This window comes from Photobacterium alginatilyticum, assembly GCF_009910675.1.
Taxonomy (GTDB): domain Bacteria; phylum Pseudomonadota; class Gammaproteobacteria; order Enterobacterales; family Vibrionaceae; genus Photobacterium; species Photobacterium alginatilyticum.
Genome location: NZ_RSEJ01000045.1, coordinates 1 through 23,204 on the forward strand (window position 1 = coordinate 1; position 23,204 = coordinate 23,204).

General features: G+C 46.3%; 21 protein-coding genes and 2 pseudogenes. 15 read left to right on the top strand and 8 right to left on the bottom strand.

Annotated elements, in window-relative coordinates; genetic code table 11:
- The 7 genes from EIZ48_RS26540 to EIZ48_RS26570 all read left to right on the top strand — a co-directional run.
- The coding region (locus EIZ48_RS26540; protein ID WP_205298617.1) for a phosphate propanoyltransferase at nt 1-908 on the top strand (908 nt) is incomplete at its 5' end.
- 35 nt (nt 909-943) lie between these two features.
- The gene (locus EIZ48_RS26545) at nt 944-1,549 is read left to right on the top strand and encodes a hypothetical protein (RefSeq protein ID WP_160658211.1); all 606 of its coding nucleotides are present in this window, start codon (nt 944-946) and stop codon (nt 1,547-1,549) included.
- A gap of 11 nt (nt 1,550-1,560) precedes the next feature.
- Entirely contained in the window at nt 1,561-1,833 is a 273-nt protein-coding gene (locus EIZ48_RS26550) for a EutN/CcmL family microcompartment protein (RefSeq protein ID WP_160658213.1), read from the top strand.
- 3 nt (nt 1,834-1,836) lie between these two features.
- On the top strand, nt 1,837-2,379 hold the full coding sequence (locus EIZ48_RS26555) for a BMC domain-containing protein (RefSeq protein WP_075765482.1): 543 nt from the start codon (nt 1,837-1,839) through the stop codon (nt 2,377-2,379).
- Nucleotides 2,380-2,381: 2 nt separating this feature from the next.
- Nucleotides 2,382-2,723 (top strand): hypothetical protein, encoded by a 342-nt coding sequence (locus tag EIZ48_RS26560; protein ID WP_160658215.1) that lies wholly within the window; start codon nt 2,382-2,384, stop codon nt 2,721-2,723.
- Between the two features lie 51 nt (nt 2,724-2,774).
- On the top strand, nt 2,775-3,050 hold the full coding sequence (gene eutM, locus EIZ48_RS26565; protein WP_075765486.1) for an ethanolamine utilization microcompartment protein EutM: 276 nt from the start codon (nt 2,775-2,777) through the stop codon (nt 3,048-3,050).
- 137 nt (nt 3,051-3,187) lie between these two features.
- Nucleotides 3,188-4,294 carry a 1-propanol dehydrogenase PduQ gene (locus EIZ48_RS26570; RefSeq protein WP_160658217.1) on the top strand — a complete coding sequence of 369 codons (1,107 nt, stop codon included), beginning with the start codon at nt 3,188-3,190 and terminating at the stop codon, nt 4,292-4,294.
- A 134-nt stretch (nt 4,295-4,428) separates the two neighbouring features.
- Here the strand turns inward: EIZ48_RS26570 and ohr are convergent, their stop codons facing one another.
- Nucleotides 4,429-4,851 carry an organic hydroperoxide reductase Ohr gene (ohr, locus tag EIZ48_RS26575; RefSeq protein WP_160658218.1) on the bottom strand — a complete coding sequence of 141 codons (423 nt, stop codon included), beginning with the start codon at nt 4,849-4,851 and terminating at the stop codon, nt 4,429-4,431.
- Nucleotides 4,852-4,977: 126 nt separating this feature from the next.
- Between ohr and ohrR the strand changes: the two genes are divergently transcribed.
- Nucleotides 4,978-5,433: a transcriptional regulator OhrR gene (ohrR, locus tag EIZ48_RS26580; protein ID WP_160658220.1), complete on the top strand. Its 456-nt coding sequence runs from the start codon at nt 4,978-4,980 to the stop codon at nt 5,431-5,433.
- Between the two features lie 174 nt (nt 5,434-5,607).
- Here the strand turns inward: ohrR and EIZ48_RS29555 are convergent, their stop codons facing one another.
- The 3 genes and pseudogenes from EIZ48_RS29555 to EIZ48_RS26595 form a co-directional block, all read right to left on the bottom strand.
- The gene (locus EIZ48_RS29555) at nt 5,608-6,066 is read right to left on the bottom strand and encodes an SMI1/KNR4 family protein (RefSeq protein WP_160658221.1); all 459 of its coding nucleotides are present in this window, start codon (nt 6,064-6,066) and stop codon (nt 5,608-5,610) included.
- Nucleotides 6,067-6,194: 128 nt separating this feature from the next.
- Nucleotides 6,195-6,659 carry an SMI1/KNR4 family protein gene (locus EIZ48_RS26590; RefSeq protein ID WP_160658222.1) on the bottom strand — a complete coding sequence of 155 codons (465 nt, stop codon included), beginning with the start codon at nt 6,657-6,659 and terminating at the stop codon, nt 6,195-6,197.
- Nucleotides 6,660-6,914: 255 nt separating this feature from the next.
- Nucleotides 6,915-7,013, bottom strand: a pseudogene (locus EIZ48_RS26595) (DUF3861 family protein); the annotation flags it as partial.
- A 194-nt stretch (nt 7,014-7,207) separates the two neighbouring features.
- Between EIZ48_RS26595 and EIZ48_RS26600 the strand changes: the two are divergent.
- A pseudogene (locus EIZ48_RS26600) lies at nt 7,208-7,486 on the top strand (peptide-methionine (S)-S-oxide reductase); the annotation flags it as partial.
- Between the two features lie 668 nt (nt 7,487-8,154).
- Here EIZ48_RS26600 and EIZ48_RS26610 read toward each other — a convergent pair.
- Nucleotides 8,155-8,466: an Mg2+ and Co2+ transporter gene (locus EIZ48_RS26610; protein WP_160658223.1), complete on the bottom strand. Its 312-nt coding sequence runs from the start codon at nt 8,464-8,466 to the stop codon at nt 8,155-8,157.
- 409 nt (nt 8,467-8,875) lie between these two features.
- On the opposite strand from EIZ48_RS26610, the gene EIZ48_RS26615 reads away from it, so the two are divergent.
- On the top strand, nt 8,876-9,889 hold the full coding sequence (locus EIZ48_RS26615) for an HlyD family secretion protein (protein WP_160658225.1): 1,014 nt from the start codon (nt 8,876-8,878) through the stop codon (nt 9,887-9,889).
- Between the two features lie 6 nt (nt 9,890-9,895).
- A complete protein-coding gene (locus tag EIZ48_RS26620) occupies nt 9,896-11,428 on the top strand; it encodes an MFS transporter (RefSeq protein WP_160658226.1) in 1,533 nt (510 codons plus the stop codon).
- 44 nt (nt 11,429-11,472) lie between these two features.
- Here EIZ48_RS26620 and EIZ48_RS26625 read toward each other — a convergent pair whose 3' ends face one another.
- From EIZ48_RS26625 to EIZ48_RS26635, 3 genes are all read right to left on the bottom strand, one after another.
- A complete protein-coding gene (locus EIZ48_RS26625) occupies nt 11,473-12,075 on the bottom strand; it encodes a TetR/AcrR family transcriptional regulator (RefSeq protein WP_160658228.1) in 603 nt (200 codons plus the stop codon).
- Nucleotides 12,076-12,158: 83 nt separating this feature from the next.
- Complete coding sequence (locus tag EIZ48_RS26630; protein ID WP_160658230.1) at nt 12,159-15,386, bottom strand: non-ribosomal peptide synthetase; 3,228 nt, start codon at nt 15,384-15,386, stop codon at nt 12,159-12,161.
- A gap of 244 nt (nt 15,387-15,630) precedes the next feature.
- A complete protein-coding gene (locus EIZ48_RS26635) occupies nt 15,631-17,091 on the bottom strand; it encodes a DUF2867 domain-containing protein (RefSeq protein WP_160658231.1) in 1,461 nt (486 codons plus the stop codon).
- A 485-nt stretch (nt 17,092-17,576) separates the two neighbouring features.
- Here EIZ48_RS26635 and EIZ48_RS26640 point away from each other — a divergent pair, with 485 nt between their 5' ends.
- From EIZ48_RS26640 to EIZ48_RS26655, 4 genes are read left to right on the top strand one after another with little or no spacing between them, the layout of a single operon-like run.
- A complete protein-coding gene (locus EIZ48_RS26640) occupies nt 17,577-18,248 on the top strand; it encodes an ABC transporter ATP-binding protein (protein ID WP_160658233.1) in 672 nt (223 codons plus the stop codon).
- Nucleotides 18,229-20,688 (top strand): ABC transporter permease, encoded by a 2,460-nt coding sequence (locus EIZ48_RS26645; RefSeq protein ID WP_160658234.1) that lies wholly within the window; start codon nt 18,229-18,231, stop codon nt 20,686-20,688. The genes EIZ48_RS26640 and EIZ48_RS26645 overlap by 20 nt, the downstream gene beginning before the upstream one ends.
- Nucleotides 20,688-21,776, top strand: coding sequence for a lipocalin-like domain-containing protein (locus EIZ48_RS26650; RefSeq protein ID WP_160658237.1), 1,089 nt, complete (start codon nt 20,688-20,690; stop codon nt 21,774-21,776). The genes EIZ48_RS26645 and EIZ48_RS26650 overlap by 1 nt, the downstream gene beginning before the upstream one ends.
- Nucleotides 21,777-21,832: 56 nt before the next feature.
- Nucleotides 21,833-23,140: an amidohydrolase gene (locus tag EIZ48_RS26655; protein WP_192928741.1), complete on the top strand. Its 1,308-nt coding sequence runs from the start codon at nt 21,833-21,835 to the stop codon at nt 23,138-23,140.
- Nucleotides 23,141-23,204: the final 64 nt, after the last annotated feature.

The following is a 23,204-nucleotide window of genomic DNA, read 5'->3' on the forward strand; positions in this document are numbered from 1 at the left end:
GTGTAGGTCACTCTTTAGCTATCCATTCTAAGGACGAGTCTGTTATCTGTGCGTTTGGCCTGAAAAAGCCGGTATCTCGCATGTTGGTCAATACACCTTCGACTCACGGAGCTGTTGGCCTGTCTACGAATCTGTTCCCGTCGTTTACTTTGGGTTGTGGCGCGGTAGGCGGAAGTTCTACTTCTGACAACGTTACACCGGAGCACCTTTTTGATATTCGTCGTGTAGCTTACGATACGGAGAAACTATCTTATAAAGCCGTGCAGGTTAATCCGCAGCCGACTTCTTCCCCATTCATGTATGACTCAACGACATCGACGATCAACAACGTGGACACAATCCCTGTCGAGATTTCGGCAAGACACGTTCATCTCAGTGAACAAGATGCGATGGCGCTTTATGGTGCTCCTTTAACAAAAGTGCGTGAGCTATCTCAGCCGGGACAATTCTTATGTAAAGAACGTATTCGTCTAATTGGCCCGAAAGGTGTCATTGACAACGTGGCGGTTCTTGGCCCGAGCCGTAGTAGTTCACAGGTGGAAATTTCAAAGGCAGATGCTCGTATTTTGGGAATCAAAACGCCACTTCGTCAGTCAGGAGATATCGAAGGGACTCCGGGTATTATTCTCGCATCACAGAATAATATTGTAGGCCTTGAAGAAGGGGTCATTATTGCAGCCAGACATATCCATATGCCTTCCAAAGATGCACAACGTTTTGGTGTTGTTGATAAAGATGTTGTGAGTGTTCACCTTCAAGGAGAGCGTGCACTAGTACTCGAAGAAGTATTAGTGCGTGTGAACGACGATTTTGCACTATCCATGCATATTGATATTGATGAAGGAAATAGTGTGTGTTGGAACAAAGACACAACAGGTCGAATTGTCGCTAGAAAACAAGCTTTTTAAGTGCTCAGTATAGGGTGTCAATACAAGGCAATATTATGGATTCAGATACTTTAATACAAACTATTGTTGAACGTGTGCTTGCTCAGTTGCAAGAAGAGTGTTCCGGAAATAACAAAACCAGAGTTATGGTTTTTGGCACCTATTCGCAGCAGGTAGAGCAACATATTCTCAAATGTATTTGCATAACTGATGTAGAGCTTTGTTTTTGGGATGACGAGCGCCAACATACGGAAGCGGAGCGCTACATCATCCCACTGCTGTCATGTGGGGACATGGCCGATCTTGCGTTGGGCAAAGCGAAAGGTCCGATGATTGAAGCGGTCTTACAACTCCTGCTTGCAGGAAAGGCTGTTGAAGTCATTGATTATGAGTACAAAGTGTATGAAAAAACGGCTTCACCAGCTTTGTATAAGTTGTATTTACAGCATGAAAACACATTGCATTCATTTGGCCTGACACTTCTCAAACCTGACCCTGAGCCCGTTCTTCGATTCTGGCAAAAACTTATTACAGAGAAAGATGTGGAGCAAGCGGCACAGAATGGTGCGAAAGAAATACATGTGCCAATAGACAGCGTGATAACTCCTCTCGCAGTGGATCAAGCAAAATTGAATCATATTGATATCAATAAGAAGCTATAAGTGAATTTATTATGATTGTAGGTGAAGTGATCGGTAATGTTTGGGCTACACGTAAAGAGAGTACGCTAAGTGGCCTCAAGTTTATGGTTGTTCGATATCAAGACCCTGTCGCACCAGAAAATAAAAAAAGCTTTGTGGCTGTAGATTGCGTCGGTGCTGGTACTGGTGAGCAAGTGTTGGTTGTCACAGGAAGTTCTGCGCGTATGGCAATACAAAACGAAGGTGCCCCTGTTGACGCAGCTATTGTTGGCATAGTTGATGAAGTACAAGTTATATCGGAGTGATAGATGGATACACTTGGAGTCGTTGAAACAAAAACTATTGCATCAGGTGTAAGACTTGCCGATGAGATGCTCAAGATTGCTGATGTAACACTCGTTAGAGCTTCAACTATCTGTTCTGGCAGGTATCTTATTTTTGTATCGGGTAAGCAATCTGATGTTGCAACGGCTGTAAGTCACGCTCGTTTAACGAACAAATTAACTGGGAATTTTGTGATTTCTGGTATTTCACCTGAGCTTGTCGCGGTTTTGAAAAAAAGGTTATCGGTCAAAACGGTTCAAGCCATAGGTTTAATCGAATCGAGCACGGTTTCTTCAGGCGTTGCTGCGGCTGATATTGCAGTAAAGAGCGCTGATGTCAGTCTGATTCGCTTTGTAGCCGGGCTCGGAATCTGTGGAAAATCTTATTTTATTTTTAGCGGTGAGTTAGCCGCTGTTGAAGAGGCCAATAAAATGGCCAAAGAGTTTTTGGGAACAAAATATATCGAATCAACAGTGATTGCCCGCCCAGAGCATGATGTGGTCAAGGCGATAATAGGTGTGAGATAAATATGAAAAAAACACTGGTAGAAGTAAAGACTCTTGATGAGCACATTTGTGTCAAAGACAATGCTATCTATTTAGATGGCAGTATTATCTTAACGCCAAGTGCGAGAGATGAGTTGAATAAACGAGGCATCGTTATTGTGCATGGTTCACCAAAGGAATCTGATGTGGCTCAATGCGCTATAGATTGTACTTGTGAAGAGTGTATTAAGCAGGCTGCTAACGGCAGTACAGAAAAGTTTTTTTATTCTATAGCCGCCATATTGAAACAAGATTTTGGCGTTGAAGATGTTAAACAGCTACAAGAAATGAGCTGTCGCATAGTAAAAGCTATAAATAAACAATGAAATAGAAAATATATTGCCACAGTCCGGCAAATAATATGATGGAGAAAAAATATGAACGCATTAGGTATGGTTGAAACTAAAGGTTTGGTTGGTGCAATTGAAGCGGCTGATGCAATGGTAAAATCGGCAAATGTTGAGCTTGTTGGCCGTGAGCAAGTAGGTAGTGGGTTAGTTACTGTTATGGTTCGTGGTGATGTAGGTGCCGTAAAAGCCGCTACTGATGCTGGTGCCGCTGCTGCTGGTAATGTGGGCGAGCTTGTCAGTGTGCACGTTATTCCACGCCCTCATCATGAAGTGGAGAACGTACTACCGAAGTCAAATAAGTGATTTTATAATTACCCGAGTCGATACCATATAAGCTCAAACGGTCTATATTTTTTTAAAACTGTATTTCTCTCTTAGACGGAAATACAGTTTTTATTCTCATAGTTTACATTCCGTTAGAGAAATTTTGGGAATAATGTATGACACAATTCTATGGAAAAACAAAAGTTTGCTATGGAACAAATGCTTTGGATAACCTTCAAAAGTTACCAGGTAAAGATGTTTTCATAGTGACAGATAGCTTTATTGCTAAAACAGGCTTTGTTGATCAAGTAAAAAGTAACTTATCGACAGGTGTTTTATCTACCATTTTTGATAAAGTAGAGGCGGACCCTTCCTTAGATACAATAACAACTGCTACACATCTCTTTATAAAAAGTGAAGCAGATATAATTATTGCCATCGGTGGAGGCTCAGCGATAGATGCTGCTAAAGCTGTCGCTTATTTTGCCAATCAAGCAGATTTGTTGCGTTCACCTCCTTATCTTGTCGCTATTCCTACAACCAGTGGTACAGGATCGGAAGTGACCTCGATTTCGGTCGTCACAGATAAAAAAAATGGTCTTAAAATCCCCCTTCAGGATGACACCCTTACTCCAGACCTAGCGATATTAGATGCGAGATTTACGCGAACAATGCCACCATCTATTACAGCAGCAACAGGAATGGATGTGTTAACCCATGCAATTGAAGCATACGTATCAAATCGAGCAAATCTGTTTACATCGATTTATGCCGAGAATGCCATCAAGATTGTTTTCAAGTATTTGCCTCGAGCCTATGTTAGTGGCGAAGATATGGAAGCTCGTGAGCAGCTTCTTTTGGCTTCCTGTATGGCAGGTATGTCCTTCAATAACAGCGGATTGGGGATAACTCATAGCGTCGCTCATAGCCTTGGTGGTCTTTTTCATATACCTCATGGCATCGCAAATGCTGTATTACTGCCCTCAGTTATTGAGTTCAACAGCTTTGATGCATGTATACAGTATCAAAAGCTTGCACACTGTCTGGGGTTGCCGGCTTCATCGATGGATGAGGGAGCGAGTTCTTTCTTAGAGGCTGTCCGTCAGCTTAATGCCTCTTTAGATATCCCGAGCCGAATAAGTGGGCTGGATATTGATGAAGATGCGTATATAAGCAATCTGTCAACGATGGCAAATAATATTCTTCAAGACATCTGTACAACGACAAATCCTAAAAAAGCTTCATATGATGATGTGATTCAATTATTAAAAAAGGCTTGGTGACAGAATTAATGCTGGACGAGTTTTTTGAAGGCAACGAGGAGAACCTGTTTTTCAACTTGGGCTATGATTTCGGAAGGCACTTGTAAGCTCATGCTTAAAGTGCCTTTAAAATCAGTATGATGTGGTAATAGCTATTAAATGGCTTCACCATTGATGGAAACAGCTACGTCGATGTTGCCACGTGTTGCGTTGGAGTATGGGCAAACCTGATGAGCTGTACGCACAAGCTGAAGCGCCGTTTCCTGATCCATATCCAGCGTAGCGGCCAGGCTAACGGTCAGGGCGAAACCACCTTCAGAGTTCGGGCCAATACCGACCTCTGCCGTTACCGGTGCTGATGTAACAGACACCTTGGCTTCACGGGCGACATGCAAAATCGCGTTGGAAAAACACGCTGCGTAGCCAGCGGCAAATAGCTGCTCGGGGTTTGTGGCGGCGCCGCTGCCACCCATGGCTTTCGGGTAGGCTAAATCCACCTCAAGCAGGCCATCATCTGTGGCGACTTTACCGTTACGGCCAGCCAGTGCAGTTGCTTTTGTTGAGTACAGTGTTGTCATGATAATCTTCCTTTATTTAAGTTGTGTGCAATTTAATTGCTTGCAATCATAGTTCGAAATAATAATGATGGTCAAGTATATTGTGCGCAATTTAGTTTGGTTTCTTATCGAAACATAGAGGGCAAAATGACAAACAACACCGATGATCTTGAGACTAAAGAGGCAATCGCGCTGGAAAATCAGGTCTGTTTTCCACTCTACAGTGCCGCCAATGCCGTTGTTCGCGCGTATCGTCCGCTGCTAAATGCCTTGGATCTGACATATCCACAATATTTGGTAATGATGGTGCTGTGGGAACATAACGGTATCAATGTCAAGGAGCTAGGAGCAAAGCTGTATCTGGATTCCGGGACATTGACGCCACTGTTAAAGCGCCTTGAAACTAAAGGGCTGGTTGTCCGTACCCGTGGCCTGGAGGACGAGCGCGTCAGAATGATATCGCTTTCTGATGAAGGCGCGGCCCTGAAAGAGAAAGCCCTTTCTATCCCCGGCGAAATGGCCTGTAAAGTTGGTGGAGATATTGAAGAGCTTGCCCAGCTTAAGTATCTGTGCGAAAAGCTGGTAAAAAAACTCAATACCTAAGTGTCGGTAGAGATAATTTAGCTTGGTGTATGGCCAAGCTAGACAGGACACAACCATTTTGCTTTGGGTTGGAGTGTCCTATGTGAAGGGTATCAGTTGAGCTTTGTAATGATTGAATTTTACCAGCTCCACAAAGTGGGAAGAATTTCTAATTTACCCATAATCAGATTTACCTTATGTACAAATCTTACCGTTAAGTTGCCATTCAATATACTTTTCTAGGCTGGGAGCAACCCAGCTACGGCTGTCATCTTCATGATTCCATACAAAAACATCATCGCGCCTGATAACTCCTGCTTGAATTGGAAAAGCAAATTGGTCACCATTTCCTGCATCTCCGAAGAAAAGCAGTGAATCAAAAGGCATGTAAAGCTCTGAGAAATCGTTGTTCTGTCGGAACTCTGTATTGGTTTCAGTTATTGCTCTTAATGTCCAGACTAAGCCAAGTCCGTACTCACCAAAAACACCGTTAGATTCCAGTAAACACTCTTTCAAAGCTGTAGGGAAAATGAGGTCTAACTCTTTCTCCGCCTCTACAATTTCAGATAGTGTGGCTGGTTCTGAAAATTCAAAGTCGTCAGTATGCTGTTCAACCAAAGATATCCATTTAAAACTTCCTTGATGTTGTTTCATGGGAGGAATACCTGATTGTTTTTTATTTAAATTCATAAGGGTGACAGTATGGGCTTAAGAATGTGCTAATCAAGAGTTCTGTTTTAGTTAGAGTGCATTTGTGCAAAACTAGCTTCTAAACTGAACGTTTACTCATCACATTTGCTCAGACACCTGAGAAACTCAGTAAATGAACTCGATATAAAGTAGACATTTACATAGCTCGGTGGCTCGCCATCACATTCAAGCTCATGATCCCAGAAGTAAATTGAGCCGTAGTTTTTACCTGAAATTGCTATACAAATCTGATTACCACCTGGGTCCTGCCCAATAGCGATCAGCTCATTAGGAATTCGATCGCTATATTCTTTAAGGCACCAAATGAGATTGTGAGTACTTCTTTTCGAGTGTATCGGATAGAAAGAGTCCACCAAAGAGCTATCTCCTTCACTTGGAATTTTGAACATGTCTGGAAATGGTGTTCCGCCATTATGTTCTAACATGAAGCATCGATAATCTTTAGGAAAGTTACTACCAAGGAAGGCCTCAACTATGCCAATCTCACCTTCGGATACAGGCCCATATTCTTGTGAACGTTCTATCTTAACTTCCAAACTTCCTCCGAAGTGGAAAAGCACCTTATAATGCTTTCTACACGGTGCATCTCCGCCTATCTCTGCTCTAACTTGTCGTATGTCGCAGAATAATCAATGACAGATGACAGTATTAACTACTTGAATAATAGAGCTATAGTATCAATATTTACTAACTTACCAAATGGGTAATGGCATCCATTTTCGAGTTGTCTTATGATCCTGCATCCTCAATTTCAGAGCTTTATCAAATCACTTTCTGATGACCATCGACTCTTAAGTGTGTTTTAGGTTGAGCATAAATGTCCTGAAATGTGGCATAAAGTCAATAAACAGTGGGTGCTTTCTGTGTTGCATCATCATGGTGGTTAGTAGGTGTAGCCCAACGCTCCCATGGACGATTTATCAATGAGAAAAGTTTCAGGGGAGAAGTGAATCGATATTTTAATCAGGATTGGCTGTTATAAAGTGGTTCTACATCGGAACGTGAGTTTGTTCTACCATTATGATCAGCTGCTGATACAATTTAGCGAAGACAAACGAAACTCGTATAGTTAGTGAAATAAAAAATGGAAGAAATTTACTTTGCCGGAGGGTGCCTTTGGGGCGTGCAGGAATATCTTCGGCATCTGCCAGGTGTTATCTCTACTGAAGCTGGCCGAGCCAACGGTACATCCGCCACCACGAAAAGTGAGTACGATGGCTATGCTGAATGTGTCCGTACCCAGTTTAATCCTGAAGTTGTCTCTGTTGAGCAACTGATGGATTATTTTTTTGAAATCATCGACCCCTATAGCACGAATAAACAGGGAGACGATATTGGAGAAAAATACCGGACCGGTGTATACATGGATACGCATTTCTACAAACTTTTTTGACGTATCCCAAATATGTAGTGAACCTACACGTGAACCATCTGCAATGTATACGTGAGTAATTAAGCCATCAAATGGAGCCGTTACAGTAAGGCGTGACAAATCAAACTCTAGGCTACGTTTTTTCGCCAACAAACCTTCTTTTTGGGCCTCCATTACTTTTAAGTCAGCGACAGTCAAATCTACGTAATCTTGAGCTTCTTCAAGCTCTTTAATACTAACGTGCTTATCCATACCTAGGCTTCGGTTTAGGTTTCGATTTGCTTGGGCTAGCCTTACTTCCTGGGCTTCGATTCTTCGCTGGTTCTCTACTAATCCTGATTCAACTTCTGTTATCGCTGCGGTAATTTTGTCATCTTTTAAAGTATAAAGAACGTCCCCTTGAGAGACCTGTGTATTGTGATCTACGAAAACTTTGTCAATGTGTTGTCCGAGAGTAGGCGAGAGAACGGCGTGCGGTGCTTTAACCGTTGTAGAGTTGGTTAAATCAATAGGAGAATAAAAGCGGTGTCCCAAGAAAAGTGCAATTAAGAGAATTACTCCAAGAGAGGTCGTAATAAAGTAGTTTTTGGCTGTTGGGGCAAGCACTTTAAATTTGAATAGTATCCAAACAATAAAAATGTAGGGTAGCATTATTTCTTTCATGACTTAACTCCTCTTAACCACTCTTGAATACGTTGCCAATCGATAACAATCAACAGCACGGCTATGATCCATAATGGTTTATAAGCGAGTCCCAAAATACACATCCAGAAAATAAGTTTTGCTTGTGGAAGATCTCGTTCTTTGGCGACATGTTTTGGGATTGAGTGTATGTGCCACAGTTTGCTCACTACCCAAGTTGAAATAGCGAGAGTGACAACAACGATGAACCACATAAAAGCAATAGATTCTAACAATCCATATACTGAGGGTAATTGGTCATAAGTTAACGTTGTGGAGTGAATTTTCATTTATTGTCCACCTTGTAATAAACGTTTGAGTAATGGGAATGATATTATTCAATATGTTAACGATAAATAAGCTGCTGTTTATTTCTGCAATAAACTACGCTTATAAATGAAATTTGAGAACAGCATATCTATGTGCCAGATGCTGGGGATCTGATATTTAGTTTGTTGATAGAGTATATGAATCTCCATATTTGGTTGCTGACTACCTGATATGGCGGTTTCTATTTTTAGCTCGCCAGCGGCACGGTATTAGAACGTACCGCGTTGTTCTTAAAGTCTGCTAGAAGTATCACGCACTTTCAGATATCCCTGTCGCGGATCATTCTCTGTTCACAATGATCAAAATTCACTTTACTAAAACTGTACCGTACAGTACGATTTGTGGAAATCATTACTTTGGGTTTCCAAAATGAAGAAGAAAGTTATCGCCTTGTCGCTCGTTATCGGCTCATTGCTTGCTGTCGGGTGTACCTTGTACCAACCAAATACGGTTACCACCGACAATGCTTACGTTCATTCTGATGTCACCGCGATTTCTCCAGAGGTAGGAGGGCAGGTTAGTCAGCTGTTTGTTGAAGACAATCAATGGGTGAACAAAGGCGAAGCATTGTTTTCCATTGATGATGAAGACTTTATTGCCAACCAGGATATTGCCAAGTCAGCGGTGGATGTGGCAAAGGCTGCCCTTACAGCTAACCAAACCAAGACCGAAATGCAATTGGTGAAAATTGAGCAGGCGAAACAGACCATTCATAGTGCAAGCGCCAATGCCAAGCACCAAGCGGCGGAGTTCAAACGTTTGTCACGCCTTGTACAAAAGCAATCGGTGAGTAAAAACCAGTATGAAGCACAAAAGGCCCGTTCGATTGAAGCAAGCAGCAAACTAGAGACGGCCAAACTGGCATTAGCGGCGGAGCAAAAGCAGTTCGATGCGCTGCTAACGGAAAAGCAGCAACTGACAGCGCAAAAAAAGCAGGCTGAAGCGAGGCTGCGTTTGGTTAACATTGCGCTGGAAAGAACCGTGGTAAGAGCGCCGTTTGATGGCTTTGTTGCAGACAGGCAAGTGCAAGTGGGTAAGTTTGTTCAGCCGGGAATGGGATTGATTGTGATGGTGCCTGACTATGTTTGGGTCGAAGCCAATTTTAAAGAAACACAGCTGGAGAATGTCGCTCAGGGGCAAGAAGTCGAAGTGGTGTTAGATATGTTCCCGGATCAACCGTTGAATGGTCGCGTAACATCCATTACGCCGGCTACAGGGGCGCAATTTAGCTTGCTTCCACCACAAAATGCGACGGGCAATTTCGTCAAAGTTGTTCAGCGTGTACCAGTGCGTATTGAGCTCGATATTCCGGCAGGGTTGAAGCAACGTATTTATCCGGGGCTATCTGCCGAAGTATCGATAGAGACAGAAAAACAAGGTTAATAGCCGATGAATACACGTTCTTCTTTGTTGATATTGACGTTGTTTGCCATTGCAGCTTTTGGCATTAACTCAGTTATGTTCACTGAGTTATCGCAAGAAATGGCGGCGACGACCGGGCTTTCACTGGATGAAACTGAGCTAGTTAAAACTGGCTTTATGATCACCCAACTTCTGGGCTTTATGTTGGCGCCGGTTCTGGTTCGTAATTGCGGTGCCTATCTGCCATTGCTGTTCTCATTATTAGTTGGTCTTGCCGCAAATATGGTGTTGTACTGGCAAATACCGAATCCATGGCTGTTTACCATCACCTGGCTTTGTGGCGGTTTTTTTATGAGCATGCTGCTGGTGACGGTGAATCTATTCTTACTCGATACGTTTGAGGAGCGTTGGCTACCCGCCATTATTGCGCTGACCTTAGTATTTTCAACGCTGATCCCAATGGGAGTTTACCCCTGGTTGGTGGCAGAGTTATTAGAAGTGTTTGATTGGTCGCTATTCTGTGCTGTGTCTGCATGGTTGTACTTTTCTGCTTTAGTACTGGTGAGCTTATTTAAACCGCCACCAATCCATATTTCAGCTAGACCAAAATCAGGCACCTTTATTTACTTAGTGCTGGCAGCCGCAATGAGTCTTGTGGTGTATCTCTTGATGCGAGGCAGTTTCTATAACTGGTTAGATTCGATTTTGTTCTCCCAACTTACGGTTGTCGCCGCTACGCTAGTATTGGCCGCAGTGTATCTCATCGCCATCATACGGAAGAGAAATACGGCATCTATGCAGCTACACAGTAAGTTGAAAACCAATGTCTTCATGTACAACGCTTTTTTGGCCGGTTTTGCCGTAATGGCAAGTACAGCACTGTTTGGCAACTTCCTGAAAATGGCGATGCAATACAACAACCTCAATGCGGGTTATGCGCAATTACCATCATTTTACGCCATGCTCGTCGGCATGTTAGTGAGTGTACTGGTGTTCTATTTTCGTCGTCCGCTTGCTGATGCAGTTGTGCCGTTTGGGGTGTTGATGATCTTGCTATCGGTACATGAATTCAGCCAGTTACCAAGCTTTGTCGGGCCCGAATCCTTGCCTTTGCCAATGTTGTTGCGCGGCTTTGGTGTGGGTATGCTGAACGTATCTGTGACCATCGCGGTATTGATGTATTTTCAGGTCGATGATCGTCTTGAGGGGATCGCCAATTTCTACCTGTTCCGAACCATGGGGGGAGTGATAGGCGGTGCGTTTTTCTCGCGTGTGATTCAAAACCATAGCGCACAAGCTTCAGGAGAAATTGGTCGAAGTTTAGATGGATCAAACTATACGTTTGCGGCTTATGAACATGCACTGGGTAACGCGATTCTAACCCATGGCCGATTGCCTACTCCATCATTGGGGATGAGCCAGATCAGCGGGGTAGTGAAAGAGCAAGCAACCACGTTAGCATTGAATAACTCGCTCATTATGTTTATTTTCTCCATTTTTGCCCTGGCACCAATTCTATTGATAGGTAAGAAACTGGCGGCAAAACAGGAAGCAAGCTAGCTTTAGCGAAAAGGGAGTGGCGACACTCCTTTTTCGTATTCTGCTTATCGCTGATAGAGCGAAAGAAATGCACAAATGGCCTTGTGTGCATGACTGTCTAATTCTTCATCGCTGAGAAACTCAAACCCCATTAGTGCCATGTTTTGGTAATCGAGCTTGATCAGCGCAAGAAGCTGCCCACAGGCGAGATCAGGATCGTCAATCTTGAGCTGTTGGCTGACTTCTTCGGTTTTTAAAAACTCAATTAAATACTGGTGAATCTGCATAGGGCCCGTTTGCCAGAACTGATTTGGTACGGAGTCATGTTTATTAAAGTCGGCCGAAATGATGCGGTAGAGTGACAAAATCGGGTTAGAACAAATACCGCGCAGATACTTCTTCGCGAAATCTTCAAGCGTGTCTTGTAGTGACTCGTTTTGTCTTTCTGCTAGTTTGAAAACTGACTCTAAACTAGTTTTAGTATTATGCGCTAAAACTTCAACAAACAGTCCTTCTTTATTGGAAAAGTAGCGATATAAGGTCTGTTTCGAACCACCACAAATAGCAACGATTTGGTCCAGCGAGGTATCTTTGTAACCTTGTTCAATAAAAAGTTCAGTGGCTACCTCGATGATTCGGGTTCTTTTCTTCTGGGTAGAAGCTCGCATAACAAAACCTAGTTTAATTGAAACTGTTCAGTACAGTACCATTATTGACGTTTAGGCACAAAAAAGGCTTCACGAAAACATGTTTACTCTGACAACACCCTTTGGATCCACGACTGAAATTCTTCGAGTAAGCATAAGATAGACTCGGACTTAAACTCTGCCTCGTTATAGTCAAGATGGATCATCAGCATGCCTTGATAAATCATCACATTAAACAAGAGGCGATAATCTCTGATTATGTTGGGACTGATTGTTCCTGTAATAGGGATTGGGGAGAGGGAAAATTCGAGCTCACTTTCGAACGCAGTCATTTCTCCGAAGTAATTCCACAGGATGTCTCGTTCACCCTGAGGCTGAAGCTGTTCAGGGTTATCTGGATATATCAGTCGCTCCAGGATCAAATAACCCATTTCTGGATTTGGTACGGCTTGGAGTTCTTTCTTCATTTGCTGGAACAGCGCGGAGAAGCTGCCTGTAAACGAGTGCGCTGTTTGTTTCTGGCTTTCAACATAAGGCAATAGAAACGGGTAATCGACAGCAAAAGCCCCGACGGTTCGGTTGAAATCCCTGTGATGGGGGGTTGGCCTGCCCAAGGCTGTTTTGGCAATGCGAATCGGTTTGTCTGCCATTTTTTCACCCGCCCAGCTACGTAGGCTCAGGTTGAGTATAGATAGCAAAATGGCTTCCAGACCGGGAAGGTTTTCTGTTGTGGTAAGTTCTGAAAGTTGGCTTGTCTCTTCCGGTGAGAAGTAGATGGACTCAGTTCGGCTGTCGCCCTGAACGTTATTTTTTGTTTGAAAATCGTAAGGGAATGTAGTGATTTCGGCGCAGTTGACTTTGTTCCAGTAAGCAACTTGGCTAAATATGCTTTCTTCTACCGTATTGATGTGCTCAAGGGGCTGGTTAATGGGTTGTTTGTCTGCATTTTTCGGAACCAAGCTGTAAACGTCCTCGGCAAAATCAAGGAATGAGTGAGACTTGAGGTGGTATTCGTCAGTGCCTTTATTCGTTAATCGCGTATATTCACGAGAAAAGTCCTGCAGCAAAATCAATGTGGAGTAGCCATCAACGATAAGCTGATGCGCGGCTATCCAAAGGTGATCGCCTGTGGGTGTATAGAACAGCGCAACCTTGAAGAGAGGATCCGTTTCGAGGTTGGTATCCTGGACTAATATCGGCATGATTGCCTGAATTTGCTCTTCTACAGGTATCGTGTTTTCTTCGATGTGATAGCGGAAGAAGTCAACATGTTCGCTTTCATTAGGAGCTAAGATGACTTGTTTGGTTATCTGTTGGTTTTGATCAAGAACAAAGCGGCTGCGCAAAACGTCATGATGACTGACAAGTTTTAGAAAGGCTTTCTTAACCAACGACTCTTCAAAGCCTTGCTCATTAAATAGCATGACGGTACCAAACCAATGGTGAAGATCACAGTCATTCTTGGTGGCAAACTGTAGCTGCGAATGGGTGAGGGGGAACTCACCGGTTACAATGCCTTGGTCTGCCCGTTGGCTATAACTGGTTAACTGAGTGCTGAGTTCAGCAAGTGTGATTTCTTTAAGTAGTTGGTAGACATCGATATCATAACCTTGCCCCCGTAGTTCGTTGATAACTTCAATGGCTTTCAATGAGGTGCCACCGAGAAGCAGGAACTGATCGAGTGCCGATACCTCTTTTCTGTTCAGTACCTTTTTGATTGCATTGGAGAGGACATGTAATGCCGAATTATGAGTATTATGGGTTAGATTGGATCTGCTTTTTTCATTGTCATCGGTAAATGGATTAGCCAGTGCTTTTCGATCTACTTTTCCGTTAGCTGTCAGCGGAACAGATTCAATCTTGATGAAGAACTGCGGGATCATATAGTCGGGGAGCTTGCGTTTTAGTTGGTCGATGATCTGTTGTTTTGTAGGGTTATCCCGGCTGACATAATAGCTGCAGAGGTGCTTTTCGCCGCTGTGATCTGCCTGAGCAAGTACTATTGCCTCGTCAATGGCCTCAATGCCCTTGATAGTGGTTTCAACTTCACCTAACTCTATTCTGTAGCCCCGGATTTTTACCTGATGATCAATACGTCCCAGGAACGCCAAATTCCCATCCGGCAGCCAGCAGGCAAGATCCCCGGTGCGATAGAGCTTCTCGCCGGGTATATAAGGGTTTGGGATAAACTTTTGCGCGGTTAAATCAGGGGCATTGAGATAACCGCGTGCCAGGCTCTTGCCTCCAATGCAAATTTCACCCGCCTCGCCTTTGTCGACAGGCTCTGTAGAATTCTCGTGAAACAGATAGATCTGGTTATTGTAGACAGGTTGTCCGATCGGGATATTTTTAGCGCCCTTTGTGACGAGATGGGCTGTTGCCACAACCGTATTTTCAGTCGGTCCATAGTTGTTGTACAGACGGTAGTTTCTCTGCTTAAAGTAATTGAGTTTATCGCCGCCGGTGAGAACAACACGTAGAGAGTTATTCTCTTCTTGCATGAATTTTTCGCAAAATTGGGTGGGCAGAAAACTGACCGAAATAGCATGGCGATGGAAGTAATGATTGAGGTTAGTTACATCTAACCTTAGATGGTCAGGAATAATGTGCAGCGTTGCTCCCTGTATCAAACAGGGAAATATTTCACCGACTGACGCGTCAAAACTGAAGCCCGCATACTGGGTGAATTTGTCGCTGGCAGCTACCTTGTAATAATCAGTAAACCACTGGCAGTAGTTAAGCAGTGCGTAGTGCTCAATCATGACACCTTTCGGATTGCCGGTCGTTCCCGAGGTGAAAATGACATAGGCGAGCTGGGTATGCTCTGGTTTAGACGGCAGCGGAGCTGTCGTAAAGTTGCGCCAACGTGTCCATGCCTTGCTTAACGGGGTTTGTAGCGCCGAAGCGAAAGGGGAGTCGTAGTCTGTGGTTGTAACATTTAACTCCAAACAGGCTGCTAATGTCTGACATGAATCTTGCCGTGAAGTGATAAATTCGAGACGTCGACTATTAGCGAACACTAACCGGATGTTCGCTGAACGAACCATATAGTCGATGCGTTCGCCGGGCAGCTCGACAGCAATAGGGACATAAGCGCCCCCGGCTTTTTGAATAGCCAGTATCGCAATGATCATTTCAGGGGATCTATCCATGTAGATACCGATACATTCTTCTTTGGCTATTTTGCCTGCCTCAAGAAGAAAGTGGGCCACCTGATTGGAGTATTCATCCAACTGCTGATATGTCAGGCTTTGTCCCTGGAAGTAGACGGCTTCCTGCTGAGAATTAATCCGGGCTTGCTGTTCAAATAAATCGACGACTGTTTTTATCATATAACGCGGCCATGGAGATTCGATTGGAGTGACTATTTATTTGGTTGTGGCGAGGTTAGGTTGGTGTCTCACCGCATCCGGCGCCTCATTATATGTCATTAGTTGCATTTAATTGATTGTTTAGTCAATCATTAGCAGCGGTTTGCGATCAGTTAGACAGTCTAGCTGTAACTTGTTGCGGGGCATGCGTGTTGCCCCGGCGAAGAGTTCGTTATTACTGGTAGTAGCTTGTTACGCTATGACCTTATTGGGTGATAGATTTACCCTCGCGGGCTTTGGCTTTGCATCGTTTGACCAAGGCGTGGGTCATTCCTTTGAAAATGAATAAGTGGGCGGGCATCATGGCAAACCAGTAGAGAAGCCCGGAAAAGCCAGCCGGGTGCCACCAGGCGCGGATATCTATTTCACGGTATTCGCCTTTATCCTCAATGGTAAATTCGAGTCGTCCAAGCCCCGGGGCTTTCATTCCGAACAGCAGGGAGAGAAAGCGATTGGGCACGAGGTTGATCACCTTCCACGAATCAACCTTATCGCCGAGTTGCAGTTTTTCCGGATCGCGGCGGTAACGTTTCAGGGCGTCGCCACCAATGGCAAAATCCATCCACTCGCGGATTCGCCATAGGTAATTGGCGAAGAAGTAACCTTCCTTGCCGCCGACCAGCTGAACCTGATCCCAAAGCTGTTGGCAGGTCGCATCTGTTTTCAGCGTGTAGCCGGCCTGTTTGGGGTAATAGCCATAGCCGGTTTGCCAGCGGGCAAGGGCATCGGGATCAAATCCCCAGATCTCACTGCGTACCACCTCGCTTTCATGGCCGAGGCATTCTTCGACAGCCTCGTCATAGGTGAGCAAGTACTGCGGGATCAGTGATTGGATCGCACTGCCGTTAGCGGCGAGGTCGAAACGAAGTCCGCCGATCAGGGCGCGGGCGATATTGGTTGGCACCGAGGTAATAAACTTCAACCAGTAGGCCGCTATGGAGGGTGTCAGCAAAGGGACGGGCAAAATCCGGACATTTTTCCCGGCATGGGCACCGAGTTTGCGCATCTGGGCTTCATAGCTAATGGCTTCAGGACCGGTGACATCCATTATTTGGTGTCGGCAAGGATTGAAGTGCAGCAGTTCTAGCAGGTAATGGAGCAGGTTTCTCAGCGCGATAGGGGAGTTATGAGATTTCACCCACTTGGGGGCAATAATAATCGGGAGGTGGTAGACAAAGTCTCGCATAACTTCGAATGCCGCCGATCCCGGGCCGACAATGATCCCGGCACGAAGTTCGGTGACGGGGATACCGCTTTCGCGAAGGATTTCTCCGGTTTGTTTCCTCGCGTCCAGGTGCCTTGAGTTCCCTTGTTTGGCCTGGAGAGCTCCAAGGTAGATAACTCGCTGAACCGAACTTTGCTTAAGGGCCTGGCTGAAATTTCTGGCAGCGTGGAGTTCGATGTCGATAAAGTCGTGGCCATGGTTCATGCCGTGAACGAGAAAGAAGACGGCATCAACACCTTGTAGTAACCCGTCGAGGTCGGAATGAACATTGAGGTCGAGCTCCACCAGTTCGATATTGGGAATTGCTCCCCATCCTCGTTTTTCCAATAAATCCAGGTTTCGACCGGTGGCTTTTATCTGGTATCCGCTGTTTGCCAGTTCGGGAACCAGGTGACTTCCTACATACCCTGAGGCTCCGACAACCAGAATTGTTTTTATCATCTATTACATGCTCCCTGCTGTAATGGTCTGCAAATGCTCGACTTTGACTATGTTGATGAAAGGTCATTGAAGAAATAGTGACGATAATAAAAATGTAGCGGATAAAGTCCGACCTGTCGCTGGCTGGGTAGTGATTAGGTTTCCTGATACCGCTTTCTGAACATTGTCTTACAATTACCAAAGGAGTCTTAAAATACTTTTTTGCGGCTATAGGAAGAAAAGCCTACTTGCCGAATAATAATGGTAGAATAACGGCAAGAGCCTACAGGGAATACAGAGGCGTTGATATGTGTATTTTATCGGCACTCAGTATGTTGATTTTCAGGATGTTGTGATTGACGTGTAGGCGGATTGTTTAAATTGTGGGTGGTTTGTAGCGCGTTGCATTTTTATTTCCAAATGAGACTTTTAAAGTACTTTCTCGAATCCGGGCTTTGCTGTAAATTTCACTTTCGGAAAACACCTACAAAAATTTGGGGAATTGGATGTTACGACTAGTGGAGCTCTGCAAAGGCTACCAGGACGGCGGTGAGTATCACTCTGTCTTACAAGGTGCAGAGCTGGAGCTAAAGCAAGGTGAGCAGTTGGCCCTGATGGGCGAAAGTGGCTCGGGGAAAAGTACCTTGCTAAATTTGATTGCAGGCCTGGACACGGTCGACTCTGGTGAAGTCTGGTTGGGTAAAACACCGATTCACGCAATTTCCGAACGTGAAAGAACTGCTTTTCGTCGTAACAACATTGGCCTCGTTTTTCAGCAATTCAATTTACTTCCCACTTTAACTACTGCTGATAATATTCGTTTCTGCCGCCAGCTAAAAGGGCTGGAAGAAAAGCCGGAATTATGGCGCCAGATTATTTCTGCCCTTGATCTTATGCCGTTGCTGGGTCGTTACCCTGAAGAAATGTCAGGCGGCCAGCAGCAACGCGCTGCCATTGCTCGTGCCCTGTATATGGAGCCGGATATTTTGCTGGCGGATGAGCCGACAGGAAGCCTGGACGAAAGAAATGCTGGTGCGGTGATACGGCTCCTGGTCAACTTGACACGTCAGCTAGACTGTACCTTGTTGTTAGTGACGCACAGTAAAAAGGTAGCGGAACATATGAACGGCTGTATTCGACTTCAGGGAGGCCAGCTTCATGTCAAGCCCCGTAGCTAAAGCGCTTTGGGGGCATTATAAGCGCCACCCTTTTCAAATCGTGCTGGTATGGCTTGGCCTGACATTGGGCATTGCCCTGTTGGTTGGTGTTATGGGCGTCAATCAGCAGGCCAGAGAAAGCTATCGTCAGGGCGAACAGCTGTTTTCAAATCCTTTCCCGTATCGTATTCGCCACAACCAGCCCGCAATTAAGGTTCCCCAAGGTTTTTATATTCAGTTGCGCCGTGCCGGTTTTAGCCAGTGCGTGCCGATGGATCAGCATACGATTGTGACTGACGAGAGTCGAGATTTCGAGATTGTCGGTATTGATCCCATCGCGATGTATTCGAATTTCAAGGGGCAGGTCACCAGCCAGAGCCAAACCCAGATGATGTCGCTGATGCGTCCGCCATATCCCATCATGCTTGGCGAGCAGTTGGCAAGTTATATGGGGGTGGTCGATGGCCAGTTTCTGACCCTGGAAGACGGCCGGCAAATTGGCCCGCTGAAGGTGGTTGACGAGGAGCGAATTCGTGGTCCGAGGATGATTGCGGATATGTCGCTAATACGTGACCTTCATCCGGGCACGGGTCTGAGCGCAATCTTGTGCGGTAACATGTCGCCGAAACAGCTGGCAGAGCTTACCGAGCAGTTACCTCCGGCCCTGAAGTTGGAGCGTCACCAGAGTGCCACTCTCGAGCCGCTGACCGATGCATTTCACCTGAACCTGTTTGCCATGGGGATGCTGGCATTTGTTGTCGGCCTGTTTATCTTCTATCAGGCGATGTCTCTGTCTTTGTCTCAGCGCCAGCCACTGGTTGGCTTGCTTCGCCAGGCCGGGGTTTCCGGCTCGCAGTTGGCCAAAGCTTTGCTGCTGGAGTTGCTGGTGTGGATCGCCCTTGGCTTGTTTGGTGGTAACTTGCTTGGTCTTCTGCTTGCACAGCAGTTATTGCCTTCGGTGGCAGAAACCCTGAACAGCCTATATGGCGCCAACATTAGCCTGTCAGTAAGCTGGCATTGGCAGTGGGGGCTGGCATCGCTGGCGATTGCATTGTTTGGTAGCCTGCTGGCCTGTGGCTGGCCGTTGGTGCGGTTGATAAAAACCCAGCCGGCCCGTTTGTCGACTCACATGTCTCTGGTGCGTTTCAGTGGCCGTGAGTTTGCCTGGCAGGCATTGTTCTCGTGCATGTTTATTGGTGCGGCAGCTGCTGTGTACCAGCTACCGCACGGCCAGATGGCAGGCTTTGTTCTGATTGCATTTATTCTGATTGCTTTTGCGCTCAGTATGCCATTCTTGCTCTGGCAGCTATTTCAGGGGCTGGGCTTGATTGCGCGTTCGGCGCGTTTGCGTTGGTTCTTCTCTGATGCCGCTGCGAGCCTGAGTTACCGTGGGGTCGCTGCCATGGCATTCATGCTGGCACTGGCATCAAACATTGGTATGGAAACCATGGTCGGGAGTTTCCGTAGTACGACACAGGTATGGCTGGATCAGCGCCTTGCGGCTGACATTTATGTTCGACCTTCTCTGAATGTTGCCCCGCGTATTGCCAGTTGGCTAGACGAACGCGACGAAGTGAAACAGGTATGGTGGCAATGGCGCAAAGAGATCCTGACAGAAGCGGGGACGCTCCAGGTAGTCAGTACTGGCGGCACCAAGGAAGAGAAGCAGGCGCTTTCGATAAAAGTTGCTGTGCCTAACTATTGGCAACGGCTGCACTATCAGCGGGCTGTGCTGGTTAGCGAGTCGATGGCGCTCAAACAGGGCTGGAAGCCCGGAGATAAGATAGAGCTACCGAGTCCGATGAATCAGAACTGGTTGGTTGCCGGGGTGTATTATGACTATGGTAACCCGTACGGGCAGGTGATTCTGGCGCACAAACGCTGGCAGGAATACTGGCCCTATAAAGGACAGGTCGGCTTGGCTATTCACTTGAAGCCGGATACTGACAGCATGGCAGTGATGAAGGAAATGGGACAGCGATTTCATCTGTCACCAGAACGAGTGCGGAATAATGTCGAGCTGATGGAGCAGGCAATGCGGGTCTTTGACCGTACCTTCATTGTGACGGCGACCCTGGGTAAACTGACTTTGTTTATTGCCGTATGTGGCCTGTTCTTTGCCACAGTGGCCGGAGAAGTCTCGCGTCAGCGCCAGTTTGCCTTGCTGCGTTGTATGGGTATGACGGGGCGGGAGCTCGCCGCGCTCGGAGGTGGTCAGTTGTTGCTGATCGGCGTTATGACGGCGGTGATTGCCTTGCCACTCGGCTTGGTGCTGGCTCAGTTGTTGATTGATGTCGTGCTGAAATACTCGTTTGGCTGGACGATGCCAGTTCAGTACTTCCCATTTGAATACCTGACATCTCTAGGCTCGGCATTGGCGGTGCTGCTGGTTGCTGGCGCCTGGCCGGTTTGGCGTCTGGTGAAACGCTCTGCCATCTTATCGTTGCGGGAGGCTTTCTGATGATACAAAAGATAGCGAGTCGCGGATTGGCGATATTCAGCTTTTTGTGTCTAACGTTGTTAGTTGGCTGTGACACTGACGAACCTCGTTCGAATTCTGCCGATATACTCCGGCAGGAAGGCGAGGGTAATTATCAGCCGGTGGTACCGGGGAAAAAATGGGCCTTTCCGAAAGATCACCTCAGCCATCCGGCTTTTAAGGCCGAGTGGTGGTATCTCACTGCCAACCTTGAAGCTGAAAACGGGGAAACATTTGGTGTACAGTGGACGCTGTTTCGTTTTGCTTCGGGCAACGAGCCGGGTAACGGATGGAAGAATCCGCAAATGTATATGGCCCATACCGTTGTGACCAGTCGGGATAAAGTATGGCATGCAGAACGTTTTGCCCGTGGCGGGATCGGACAGGCCGGAGTCACCGACAATCCTTACCGAGCCTGGCTGGACAACTGGTCGTGGCGTTCTTATAGCGATAGCCCGTTCCCCGGAACACTGGCATTTTCCGACGGCGAGATGGCTGCCAAGCTTGATATTATTAACTTGGGTGAGCTGATTTTTCAGGGAGAAAACGGCTATAGCAGGAAACACCCGACGGAAGATGTTGCTTCTTATTATTTCAGTGCTCCTTTCTTATCCCTCAATGGCACGCTAGAGCTGGATGGAAAAACGTATAAAGTGAAGGGAGACGGTTGGTATGACCGAGAATGGAGTAGCGAAGGCCTGTCCCAGAAACAGAATGGATGGGACTGGTTCTCCGTCCATCTGGATGACGGCAGCGCCTTGATGGTTTCTCAAGTCAGGGAAGAGGGCGGTAAGCCTTATTTCTTTGGTTCTTTGAGCTGGCCTGATGGCAGAACAATCGTATTGCAGCCGGAAGATATTCGGTTGAAACCCAAATCATACGAAAAACACCAAGGAAGACAGTTCCCGCTGCAGTGGCGAATTGAAGTACCGACACAACAGATACAATTAGAAGTGGATGTTGTCCGCAAGGAGCAGTGGTTGCCGTTTGTCTTCTCATACTGGGAAGGGCCGATAAGGGTCAAAGGCAGCCATTCAGGACAAGGATTTATGGAGTTAACCGGATATTAAGGTGTTTAGCCTGCCGGTTTGCCGTAAAAAGATAGGACGAGAACGTGGTAAATAAAATGACAGTGGATGAACAGGCGCTAGCTCAGCGATTAATGAACTATCGTCGCGAGTTTCATCGATACCCTGAATCGGCATGGTGCGAGTTTTTTACCACCAGTCGGATTGCAGGTGTGTTGCAGTCGCAGGGGTATGAGCTTTTCTTTTCTGATGCGATTATTGCCCGCAATACCATCATGGGACGAGATGACGCCAATGTCATCAAGGCTCAGGAGCGTGCAATTAGCTGGGGAGCCGAGCTTGATCATTTGGCACAAATGAACGGTATCACAGGTGTTGGCGCACTGTTGGATACGGGGCGTCCGGGACCGGTGATCGCTTTGCGGTTTGATATCGATGCTGTTGATGTTATGGAAAGCCAGGATGACTCTCACCGCCCACGTTTCCTCGGATTTGCCTCTTTGGCACCGGGTGTTGCCCATGCCTGCGGGCACGATGCCCATGCTGCAATAGGTTTGGGCATTGCGGAATCATTGGCTGCGAACAAAAATACCCTTTGCGGCAAGATAAAGTTACTGTTTCAGCCTGCTGAAGAAGGATGCCGGGCCGGTAAGGCCATCGCCGAGAGTGGCTGGCTGGATGATGTTGATTATTTCATTGCCGCCCATATTGGCATGAATGTGCCGAGCGGGACGCTGGTTTGTGATCCCCAGCATTTCTTGTGTAGCTCAAAGTTTGATCTCCATTTTAAGGGTAAGCCGGCCCATGCGGGTATCGAGCCGAATGCCGGGCGCAATGCCTTGGCCGCTGCGTGTACCGCTGTCAGCCAAATGTTGGCCATTCCCCGCCACCGTGACGGCATGACACGCGTGAATGTCGGTCAGCTTCATGCTGGAGATGGTCGTAACGTGATCCCAGCCAATGCGGTATTAATGGGAGAGACCCGGGGCGAAAATCGCGAACTGAACAGCTATATGTACCAGCAGGTAGAACAGATAGCCCAAGCTGCTGCTATGATGCACGGTGTTAAGGTCGATATTAAGGCGCAGGGGGAAGCAATCGGCTTGCATAATGACCAGGAGATGGTTGAATTGCTGGGACGACTTGGCCCATATAGCGGTTTTGCCAAAGTCGTACGCGAGAAAGATTTTGGTGCCAGTGAAGATGCCAGTTATCTGGTTGACCGGGTACAGGGCAATGGCGGTAAGGCCATATACTGTTTGGTCGGTTCTGATTTAACTGCCGGTCACCACAATGGCGATTTTGATATTGATGAAAGCCGAATGTTGCCCGCGGTCAAACTGTTTTTGAACGCTATCGAACACCTGCAAGGTGAAACTATCCATAAGGAAGAAGAGGTCGCCTAATTCCATATTCACCTAGTGTGGCAACGTTATTTAGTTACGCTGTCACTTTAGGGGCCATAATCCC

What these genes read in the sequence shown, in the direction of transcription:
- EIZ48_RS26545 (WP_160658211.1), top strand. Translation starts at nt 944, where the DNA reads ATGGATTCAGATACTTTAATACAAACTATTGTTGAACGTGTGCTTGCT.
- EIZ48_RS26550 (WP_160658213.1), top strand. Translation starts at nt 1,561, where the DNA reads ATGATTGTAGGTGAAGTGATCGGTAATGTTTGGGCTACACGTAAAGAG.
- EIZ48_RS26555 (WP_075765482.1), top strand. Translation starts at nt 1,837, where the DNA reads ATGGATACACTTGGAGTCGTTGAAACAAAAACTATTGCATCAGGTGTA.
- EIZ48_RS26560 (WP_160658215.1), top strand. Translation starts at nt 2,382, where the DNA reads ATGAAAAAAACACTGGTAGAAGTAAAGACTCTTGATGAGCACATTTGT.
- eutM (WP_075765486.1), top strand. Translation starts at nt 2,775, where the DNA reads ATGAACGCATTAGGTATGGTTGAAACTAAAGGTTTGGTTGGTGCAATT.
- EIZ48_RS26570 (WP_160658217.1), top strand. Translation starts at nt 3,188, where the DNA reads ATGACACAATTCTATGGAAAAACAAAAGTTTGCTATGGAACAAATGCT.
- ohr (WP_160658218.1), bottom strand. Translation starts at nt 4,851, where the DNA reads ATGACAACACTGTACTCAACAAAAGCAACTGCACTGGCTGGCCGTAAC.
- ohrR (WP_160658220.1), top strand. Translation starts at nt 4,978, where the DNA reads ATGACAAACAACACCGATGATCTTGAGACTAAAGAGGCAATCGCGCTG.
- EIZ48_RS29555 (WP_160658221.1), bottom strand. Translation starts at nt 6,066, where the DNA reads ATGAAACAACATCAAGGAAGTTTTAAATGGATATCTTTGGTTGAACAG.
- EIZ48_RS26610 (WP_160658223.1), bottom strand. Translation starts at nt 8,466, where the DNA reads ATGAAAATTCACTCCACAACGTTAACTTATGACCAATTACCCTCAGTA.
- EIZ48_RS26615 (WP_160658225.1), top strand. Translation starts at nt 8,876, where the DNA reads ATGAAGAAGAAAGTTATCGCCTTGTCGCTCGTTATCGGCTCATTGCTT.
- EIZ48_RS26620 (WP_160658226.1), top strand. Translation starts at nt 9,896, where the DNA reads ATGAATACACGTTCTTCTTTGTTGATATTGACGTTGTTTGCCATTGCA.
- EIZ48_RS26625 (WP_160658228.1), bottom strand. Translation starts at nt 12,075, where the DNA reads ATGCGAGCTTCTACCCAGAAGAAAAGAACCCGAATCATCGAGGTAGCC.
- EIZ48_RS26630 (WP_160658230.1), bottom strand. Translation starts at nt 15,386, where the DNA reads ATGATAAAAACAGTCGTCGATTTATTTGAACAGCAAGCCCGGATTAAT.
- EIZ48_RS26635 (WP_160658231.1), bottom strand. Translation starts at nt 17,091, where the DNA reads ATGATAAAAACAATTCTGGTTGTCGGAGCCTCAGGGTATGTAGGAAGT.
- EIZ48_RS26640 (WP_160658233.1), top strand. Translation starts at nt 17,577, where the DNA reads ATGTTACGACTAGTGGAGCTCTGCAAAGGCTACCAGGACGGCGGTGAG.
- EIZ48_RS26645 (WP_160658234.1), top strand. Translation starts at nt 18,229, where the DNA reads ATGTCAAGCCCCGTAGCTAAAGCGCTTTGGGGGCATTATAAGCGCCAC.
- EIZ48_RS26650 (WP_160658237.1), top strand. Translation starts at nt 20,688, where the DNA reads ATGATACAAAAGATAGCGAGTCGCGGATTGGCGATATTCAGCTTTTTG.
- EIZ48_RS26655 (WP_192928741.1), top strand. Translation starts at nt 21,833, where the DNA reads ATGACAGTGGATGAACAGGCGCTAGCTCAGCGATTAATGAACTATCGT.